At 59.0% G+C, this 5,572-nt stretch carries 5 protein-coding genes; 2 read left to right on the forward strand and 3 right to left on the reverse strand.

Features of this window, described 5'->3' with window-relative positions:
- The 3 genes from VGG64_18730 to VGG64_18740 form a co-directional block, all read right to left on the reverse strand.
- Window positions 1-1,007, reverse strand: a 1,007-nt coding sequence (locus VGG64_18730) for a hypothetical protein (protein HEY1601643.1), incomplete at its 3' end; no start/stop codon positions are given.
- Between the two features lie 19 nt (window positions 1,008-1,026).
- Window positions 1,027-1,950 carry a hypothetical protein gene (locus tag VGG64_18735; protein HEY1601644.1) on the reverse strand — a complete coding sequence of 308 codons (924 nt, stop codon included), beginning with the start codon at window positions 1,948-1,950 and terminating at the stop codon, window positions 1,027-1,029.
- Window positions 1,947-2,528 carry an RNA polymerase sigma factor gene (locus VGG64_18740; GenBank protein HEY1601645.1) on the reverse strand — a complete coding sequence of 194 codons (582 nt, stop codon included), beginning with the start codon at window positions 2,526-2,528 and terminating at the stop codon, window positions 1,947-1,949. Before VGG64_18740 ends, VGG64_18735 begins: the two co-directional genes overlap by 4 nt.
- A 630-nt stretch (window positions 2,529-3,158) precedes the next feature.
- Here VGG64_18740 and VGG64_18745 point away from each other — a divergent pair.
- Entirely contained in the window at window positions 3,159-4,613 is a 1,455-nt protein-coding gene (locus VGG64_18745; GenBank protein HEY1601646.1) for an AlkA N-terminal domain-containing protein, read from the forward strand.
- Window positions 4,614-4,646: 33 nt separating this feature from the next.
- The gene (locus tag VGG64_18750; GenBank protein ID HEY1601647.1) at window positions 4,647-5,174 is read left to right on the forward strand and encodes a methylated-DNA--[protein]-cysteine S-methyltransferase; all 528 of its coding nucleotides are present in this window, start codon (window positions 4,647-4,649) and stop codon (window positions 5,172-5,174) included.
- Window positions 5,175-5,572: the final 398 nt, after the last annotated feature.

Below are 5,572 nucleotides of genomic sequence, written 5' to 3' on the forward strand. Positions count from 1 at the left end.
CGGATGGTATCTGTCGTCGCTGATTTGAGCGCCGCCGCCAGCACCGGCCGATCAGCGGCTTGGATGTCGCTGGCGGCTGGATAAAGCAGACGCCAGCAGTCATCGAGCGCCGCGCAACGTGTGGTTCCCTTTGCTGTTTCGGTAAGCAGACGCCGAAACATTTCGTCGGCCATTTCTGTCCGTCCCAGAACCTGCTGCCACGGCAGATAACTAAATACCGTCTGTACGCCCTTGTTTTCCGTTTCTGCCGCACGGAGTTCTTCGACGAGTGGGTGCGAGGGTCCGGCTATCCACGTCTGTCTGTTCAATATGCGCAGAACAGGTTGGCGGAAAGTGGGATGCGTCGACCATTTCTGGCCCTGTAAGTCGAACAGCGGGCCGCTAACGTGCTGCGGCGACATGACAAACTCCCCGCTTGCTGTCTCGTTGTCCGAGAACCAGTCGGAGGTCAGCACTAGCACATTGATTTTATTTTCGGCGGCAAGCCGGCGAATTACGACCAAGTCGTTCCCAGCGGCCTGCTGTCCAAGAACCAGCAGCGCCGGCTTCTCCGACATCCGCCAACTGCTGGTGCTGAGCAATAATTCCAGTCGCTCGAACTTCTTGATGGGAAAGCCGATCGCTTGGGACCAGCTGTCGAACCACTGCGGAGTTCCCACCGCCACGAATTGCGTATCCTTGTCCCAACTCAGCGGCGCATCTGGATAGACGACCAGCTCACATAGAGCGGTTGTGTTACCACTTGTCGGCAGCATGCGAAAAACGACAGGCACCCGCACGTGGGGCGCGATAAGCTCTACCGCACCATTTTTCGGCACCATTGGCTCGCCCCATCGCCGACCAAATGTCCAGAGAGCGACAGGGCCGACGATCTCGTCTGTAGGGCCACAATCGGCAAGCGTGACCTGCTGGCCGCTGCGGCCGAAGACGATTGGCAATTCCGCGGCCTGCAAAATCCACGGTATCGCGGCAAGGCAGAACGTCAGGAAATATGTGTGGCCCTGCATGGAAACCGTTCCCACTACATTACTCCGCCTGATTTCCTAGAACCCAGGCGCTGGCATCAACGTTTACCAGATGATCATTCACGGCTAATTGCCCCAAAGAAGTCTGGCCAAGTCCCACCTGGCGGCGGCCAATCAGGGCGGCCTCTTCCTGCCCATACTCGGGTCCTCCCGCCGACAGTACATATTGCAGCTTCACCTGACCGTCGGCTTCCGTGGAAAGCAACCGCAAGCGAAGGTTCGGCGTCATCACTGTCTGCGGAAGCTCGATGGTGGCCGCATTGCTGTTACGGCAGACTACGACATAGGATTTTGGCGGCATGGCCTCACCATCCGCCGGCGACAACTCGCCTGTCATACGGAGAACGATAGCGATCGGCTGCCGCATCGGCTCTCCCTTCTCAGCCGGGGCTACTTGAATTGTCGCGTCGTCGGCCGCGTACCAACTCAATGGGCCAGCCACTGATTCATGCAGGCTAAATGCTCGAGCGATGTCGCGTCGTTGCTCGGGGGATACGACAATCGCGGGCCGAGCACGTTCAGCTGGTCCCGAGTTCGGTTCTGTAATCTGTTGGGCGATCGGTGCCTCGAGTTGCCGGCCCGTGAGCAAGTCACGCAAGAACATACCGCCGGCCAACAAGATTCCGCCAAGCATGGCGGCGGCGGCCAGGCTGATCACCTGCCGACCAAATTGCGACGTCTGCTTCGTGGCGAGTATCGACGGCGGCGTCAAAATTGCCTTGGCGGGCTCCTGGCGCCGCCAAGGCCCCAGCGCCTGCCGCAACTGAAGCATCGCGTGGAGCTGCCTGGCTCCCTCAGTATGAATCTGCTGTGCCTCGGTCAGCTCGTCAAGCACGCCTGCAAGTACTTGATTGGCCTCATCGACCGGCAATTCGCCATCGACTAATTGCGATAACAGGGCATCTCTTTCTTTCGACAGACTCATGACATTCCTCCGGCGCGCTGGTGAGCAATCTGTTCCATGAGGATTTTCCTGGCGCGATGCACGCGCGATGCGACCGTGCCGCGAGAAAGGTTCTCGATCGCCGCGGCCTCGTCGTAGGTATATCCATCCAATTGCGTTAACTGGAATGCCGAGCGACAGTCCTCCGGTAAATTGGCTATCAAAGCCATAGCCAGTCGATACATCTCAGTTTGCTCCGCACGTTGAGCTGGCCCGGCATCGAGCATGGCCAACAGTTCCGTGGCATCGTGATCGCAGCCGCCTTGTTGACGATCCAACTGACGGCTCTTGCGCAGATGATCGTGAGCACAATTCACGGTTATGCGATGCAGCCAGGTGGACAGCGTGGCACGGCCGTCGAACTGATTTGCGTTCCGCAGCGCCTTGACACAAGCATCCTGCGCTACGTCTTGGGCGGCATCGGCGCTGCCAACCATTCGTAGCGCCACGCGATACATCCGTGACGCGTACTTGGTCAGTTCTTGGGCAAGAGCTTCTTTCATATCTCCCTTCGCTGGCGCTTGTTCTCTGTTAGACGCTCTGCCCGCGGTTTGTTTCACGCCATTCTTGGCAAATTATTCCTGCACGGGCCCACAAAATGGCATCGTGGACGATTCCCCGGAGACCCAAAAAAACGACACTAACCGGGAATATCGTACCTCCCCATCAGGCGGAGCTATTTTAGGCAGCTCAACGGGCAATTACCGCGGATTCTGCACCAGGCTCGGCAATCGCTGGGAACTGCGAAAAAGTCGCTTCGATCGGCCTAGCCCGGGGGCACCAACAGGCCGATCCGGGCCAGCGCAGCACGGACGCGGCACTCGATTCATCAAAATGGCACTTGAACATTGATTCGCGTCCCCTTGCCGGAAATCTCGGCTGCTCGAACGCATTGCATCCGCCCCGGCTCAGGCCAATCTGGTGAAGGTCACCGGCGGATTCCGAAACGTCCTGATTTCATCGACAGGTATTTGGGAATGATTTGGGAGACCGTTGCTTTGACCATGCAACGGTGCCGGTAACGATCCATACCTTTTGCGATTCGTTGCCGGAGGGAGTTCTCACAAGTCACGTAAGTTTCTCGGCAGATTAATCGCCTCTTTTTTCTGCCCGTACGAGCGATGACAAGGATCCCATTTTCATGTCCGAAAACGGCCAGCCCCTCTCTCCGCGCCGGCTACAATTGGGGCATGACCAGCAACGACGACGTCTGCTATCGAGCTTTGATTTCGCGGGACACGCGCTTTGACGGCGTGTTTTTCGTAGGGGTAAAGTCGACTGGAATTTACTGTCGGCCGGTTTGCACGGCAAAGACGCCCGGCCGAGATCGCTGCCGGTTCTTTTCCAGCGCGGCATTAGCAGAGCAAGCAGGCTTTCGCCCCTGTTTGCGTTGTCGGCCAGAACTCGCACCCGGGCAGGCACCGATCGACAGTTCCCGCACGATTGCCCGCACGGCCGCGACGCGCATCGAAGCGGGAGCGCTCAGCAATGGCGGCAGCCTGGAAGACTTAGCCGCGAGTTTGGGGCTAAGCTCGCGGCAGCTGCGCCGCTCGGTGCGCAAGGAACTTGGTGTGTCTCCCGTCGAGTTGGCGCAAACCAATCGGTTGCTGCTGGCTAAACGCCTGATTGCCGAAACACAACTTCCCATGGTGCAAGTTGCCTTTGCCGCTGGATTCGAAAGCGTGCGGCGGTTCAATGCACTATTTCGCAGTCACTATCGGTTGACACCCAGTACGCTAAGGCGCTCCACGGGCAGCGCGGGCGCGAGCGATTGCTTGCATCTTATGCTTGCCTACCGTCCGCCGCTCGATTGGGCCGCCTTGCTGCGGTTCTTGGCAGCAAGAGCGATTCCTGGCGTCGAGTGCGTGACCGACGTGGCGTACCATCGCACCGTGGGCATCGGAGAATATCGCGGTTGGCTCAGCGTTTCGCCGGTCGCCCATCGACATCTGCTGGCTGTTGACCTTGCCACCTCACTGGCACCCGCGCTGCCGTCGATTCTTGTGCGTCTGCGAAATCTGTTCGATCTGGATGCTCGGCCAGACGTCATCGCCGGACATCTCGCGCTGGATGCCCGCCTCGCGCCCTGCGTCGAGCGCCAGCCGGGTTTGCGGGTGCCAGGCGCGTTCGATTCGTTCGAGCTTGGAATGCGGGCGATCCTGGGACAGCAGGTTTCCGTCCGCGGGGCGTCTACTCTGGCCGGCCGCTGTGCGCTGCGGTTTGGTGAAGCGATCGAGACGCCTTTGGCGTGCTTGAATCGGATTACGCCATGTGCCGAAGCGTTGCACAGCGCCCGCAGTGCAACGATCGCCGGACTAGGACTGCCGGGTGCCCGCGCTGAGAGTCTGCGGAATTTGGCCCGGGCGGTTGTTCGTCGCGAGATCGACCTGGAACCCGGCATAGACCCGATCGCGACCGTGGCCAGTCTCGTGCAATTACCTGGCATCGGTCCGTGGACCGCCGAGTACATCGCGATGCGCGCTTTGCGATGGCCCGATGCTTTCCCAACTGGCGACCTGGGCTTATTGAAAGCCGCGCGATTGAAGTCGGCAAAATCGCTCGAAAAGTTTGCCGAGCGATGGCGCCCCTGGCGCGCGTACGGGGCCATGCACTTGTGGGAACAACTCAAGGAACAGTCTCAATAAACGTTCGCCATGCATTTGAAGGAGTAGCGACCAATGGCCACGACTGTCTTCTATCGGTTTATCGATTCCCCGCTGGGGCGTATATATCTCCAAGGGGATGGGCAATTTTTAACTGGGCTGTACATGCCAAGGCATAAGCACTGGCAGGGGCCCGATTCCTCGTTGCGCCAGTCGAACGCCGCATTTACGGAGGTAAGCGAGCAGCTCGAAGAATATTTCGCCGGCGAGCGCAATCAGTTCAATGTGCCAGTGAGGCTGGACGGCACGCCGTTTCAGCAGCGTGTCTGGCAAGAACTCGTGCGCATTCCTTATGGCAAGACAATTACCTACGCGCAGCTCGCCGCACGCGTAGGCAAGCCTACTGCCTCGCGCGCCGTAGGGAATGCTAACGGCCGCAATCCTGTCTCGATCATCGTGCCATGTCATCGTGTGATCGGCGCCGATGGTAAACTCACCGGATATGGAGGTGGCGTCGACAAAAAAGAATGGCTGCTCGCCTGGGAACGCGATAAGTCGGCGATCAGCAAGCCGGCCATTTCGCGTCGCGAGCATGTCGCCTGACGGGTTAACGGACGGCGCCGCAGTGCGTCGCCACATGCTTCGGCCTCATAGTGGCTCGGAAACTGACCTTTTCTTCATCTGGTTGCTTAAATGACGCAGCCGGGTAGCATGATTTCAATTAGGTGTTCAGCGATTCAACCAGCACTATGGAGGAATGAGCAATGAGCAAGGGATTGAAAGTACGTTCGTTTGTGGCTGGGACGATTGTCGCCGGCTGTGCATGCGCCGCCGGGTTTATGGCGACCTCGAACCATGCCAGCACTGCCCCCATTTCTACGCCTGCGGTGAATGCAGGCAGCCCAACTGTTGGTGCTGGCAGCAAGACGTCCGACGACGACCAACTCGCGGCCCGGTACCGCCGACGGGTCCGCCGCACCGTAGTTATCATCTAGTCGGTG

It is taken from the genome of Pirellulales bacterium (genome assembly GCA_036490175.1).
Lineage (GTDB): Bacteria > Planctomycetota > Planctomycetia > Pirellulales > JACPPG01 > JACPPG01.

Coding starts and splice junctions, on each gene's coding strand:
- VGG64_18745 (HEY1601646.1), top strand. CDS start 3,159: ATGACCAGCAACGACGACGTCTGCTATCGAGCTTTGATTTCGCGGGAC.
- VGG64_18750 (HEY1601647.1), top strand. CDS start 4,647: ATGGCCACGACTGTCTTCTATCGGTTTATCGATTCCCCGCTGGGGCGT.
- VGG64_18735 (HEY1601644.1), bottom strand. CDS start 1,950: ATGAGTCTGTCGAAAGAAAGAGATGCCCTGTTATCGCAATTAGTCGAT.